This window comes from Ellagibacter isourolithinifaciens, from assembly GCF_008831035.1.
GTDB classification, from domain to species: domain Bacteria; phylum Actinomycetota; class Coriobacteriia; order Coriobacteriales; family Eggerthellaceae; genus Ellagibacter; species Ellagibacter isourolithinifaciens.
In genome coordinates this window covers 1-2,732 of record NZ_WAJR01000049.1, presented here as the reverse complement: position 1 = coordinate 2,732, position 2,732 = coordinate 1, and the positions used below count along the sequence as shown (strand labels likewise).

Annotated in this window: 3 protein-coding genes; all 3 read right to left on the bottom strand. The window is 59.5% G+C overall.

Annotated features, from left to right (window positions below; all coding sequences use genetic code 11):
* The coding region (locus F8C90_RS10605; protein ID WP_211361103.1) for a plasmid recombination protein at positions 1 to 663 on the bottom strand (663 nt) is incomplete at its 3' end.
* A 469-nt stretch (positions 664 to 1,132) separates the two neighbouring features.
* Positions 1,133 to 1,840: a Rep family protein gene (locus F8C90_RS10600; RefSeq protein ID WP_170264651.1), complete on the bottom strand. Its 708-nt coding sequence runs from the start codon at positions 1,838 to 1,840 to the stop codon at positions 1,133 to 1,135.
* 264 nt (positions 1,841 to 2,104) lie between these two features.
* Positions 2,105 to 2,732: hypothetical protein (locus tag F8C90_RS11055; protein WP_170264650.1), on the bottom strand; the 628-nt coding region annotated here is incomplete at its 5' end.

Genomic DNA, 2,732 nt, shown 5'->3' with positions numbered 1-2,732 from the left:
ATCCTCATCGAGCAGCACGCCAACCCGCTCGACACCGAGCGCGGCGCACAGGTGCTTCTCCATCTCTGGATGCAACGCAGCCATATCGGCCTTCGTGAAGAGCTTCGAAGCCGTGGCGGTGCGCCGCATGACGGGCTTCCCGTCATCGCCGACCAGCGGCACGCGCCTGTACCTCACGGTGCCCTTGGAATCCCTCTTGACCGTTCCAGCCCTGTGGTCTGGATTCTTCTCCTCGTCCCGCGCCGTCCACCTGAGCGGGTGCGCCTTGTCGTTCGTCATCACCGCCGACTCGACAATCGGGACGAACGCGAAGTGCATGTGCGGCTGCGCCCCGGGCTCGTCCAGATGCACGTAGGCGCTCACGATTCGCCCATCGCCCACCCTGTCGCGCAGAAACCCGTATGCCGCCCTGAAGAACTCCCCAACGCCGCCCTCGAATCCTTTGGGCATCGTCACGACCAAATCGGCCAGCGGCTTTGTCTTGGCACCTATCTCCAAGCCCTCGCACAGCTCTCGGTATCGGCCAAGGCTCCCGCCATCATGCTCGGGCGCGAGGTTGTAGACGGGCAAGTCCCTGTCGATGTGGTCGCGCTCGCCTATCGAGCGCTCGTAGTGGGCGAGCATCCTGCCCGCGTCCCGATTCGAGTAAGTAGCCAGATGCATCGGCGGCGGCACCTCTCTAAGCAATGTCTTAATAGCAGGTTAGTAAGACTTGCGTCTTACACCCTGCCCCGAGTGTACCACTCGGGGATTCTCCGACCGTTCGCGGCGGCGCTCTCGGTCTCCGCACGCCACATGGATGCGGCGCTTGGCACGGCACGCGGCGGCGCGTGCATGAGGGGGCAAGCCCCCTCAAACTCCCCCTTGTCGCGGCTGTTCGTCACACGTCACACGTCACGTATATATTCGGTCGTAGTAGCCGAATATATACGTGCCCCGATTTGATGGGCTTCCTTCGCCGCGACTAGAGCAAGGAAAGGGTCGATGGCGCAGTGCGTCATCGACCCTCAATCAAGTCTGGTTTTGTTGCTTGCCCGCCGCGTCAATTCCGCAGCCGGTGAACGAGGGCTACGTAGATCCGCTATGCGGAACTACTCCGCCCCCGTAGTCACCGCCTGCTCCATTGACCCGCCTACTCGCCCGAATGTGAATCGGCTTCGTTGTTGCGGCAGCGCTCGCGCATCGCTTCTTCCCATGCCAAGCGCTTCTGCATTTCGGCCTTCTCACGCATCATCTTGTTGCCGTTCAGGTACTTAACGAGAAACGCCGAATACGAGACCATGATTTCCCAGTACTGCTCGCCGAAACGTTCGAGCGCGGGCTGCGTGAACTCGTTAATCGTCTCGTAGCCCTCGCTCATGATGAACCACGTCAGCTCCTTTAGCATGTGCTGCTTCTCGGCGGTGCTGATTTGCTCGTAGTTGCCAATGTCGAAGCCGTTGCCAGTAATGCGCTCGCTCGGGTCGTATTGATGCTTGCCGAGCTTGCGGCACTTGTCCGTGTCGTGAATCAGGTAGTCGTAGCAGTGGCGAATGTCGATTACACGCTCGCACTTGTTCAACGCCTTCTCGCCAAGCCGCTTAAAAACGGACATCGCCGTCTTGTAGGTGGTCGTGTTGCCGAAGACGATAATCACGTGCACGTGGTCTTTGCGATGCTCACCCTTGCCGTCAACGTCTGCCACGTGCTCGCAGTAGGCATAGGGCAGCTGCAACAGCTCCTCGATGTTGTCGCGCCAACCATCGACCATGTTCTCCTGATAGAGCACAGCCCACCAGTAACGCGCCTTCACGCTGGTGTCGATTGGCTTCTCAGCCTTCTCGGTCGTCTCGTCTGCCATGAAAAAAGCCACCTCCAAAATCATGGAAGGTGGCTCCGTTTTTACGCCTATCTATAGCCCTGACCTCGCGGTCTTGATAGAATAGTACTGTACGGTGACGGAAACCACCTTCCGTTTCCATTAGCTGGTTGTCGGCGGCAACCAACGACCAGCAACAAACATTATAGGGCATCGCGCGAGCGGTGCCCTTTATTTTTGCGCAGCTACCTGCGCTTTCGAGTCCATAAGTATGGACTCACAAAAACGTAAACTATAGTTTACGTTTCACCGAGCCTGGCCGCGTGACCGTGCTGGCGCTTCGTGCCCGTCAAGCTCCCTTCTGGCACCCCTCATATCACCGACCTCATCCAACAGAGACCACTCGTCCATCTCCCTCGACAGCTCGCCCATCTCATCGACTTTCTCACGGGCGCCGTTCACGAGAACCCTCTCGGCACGCCTGCCGTCACGAGCGGTCTTGAAGTCTCGCCCAGCCGCAAGCGCCGCCTTGCAAATCTCGTTCTCCGCGAACTCGATGAGCTTGGCCTTGAAGCTCCCGAGGAAGCCCCTCACGGACAGCGCTTCGGCAATCTGCGCCAGATCGGTCTTGAGCTTCTCGAACCTCGCCGCAAAGCCGTCAATCTTGGCCTTGCACTCGGTCACCTGCGCTCGAACCCTCGAAAGCTCCCTGTCGGCCTTCTCGACCTCGGCAAGAGCCTTGTCGCGCTGCGCAGTCACAAGCTCATAGTCATCGTGGTCTAGGCTCGACCACTTCCTGTTCTTGTCATCCTCATCGAGCAGCACGCCAACCCGCTCGACACCGAGCGCGGCGCACAGGTGCTTCTCCATCTCTGGATGCAACGCAGCCATATCGGCCTTCGTGAAGAGCTTCGAAGCCGTGGCGGTGCGCCGC

Excerpts from the sequence above, each read along its gene's own strand:
- F8C90_RS10600 (WP_170264651.1), bottom strand. The coding sequence starts at position 1,840 with ATGGCAGACGAGACGACCGAGAAGGCTGAGAAGCCAATCGACACCAGC.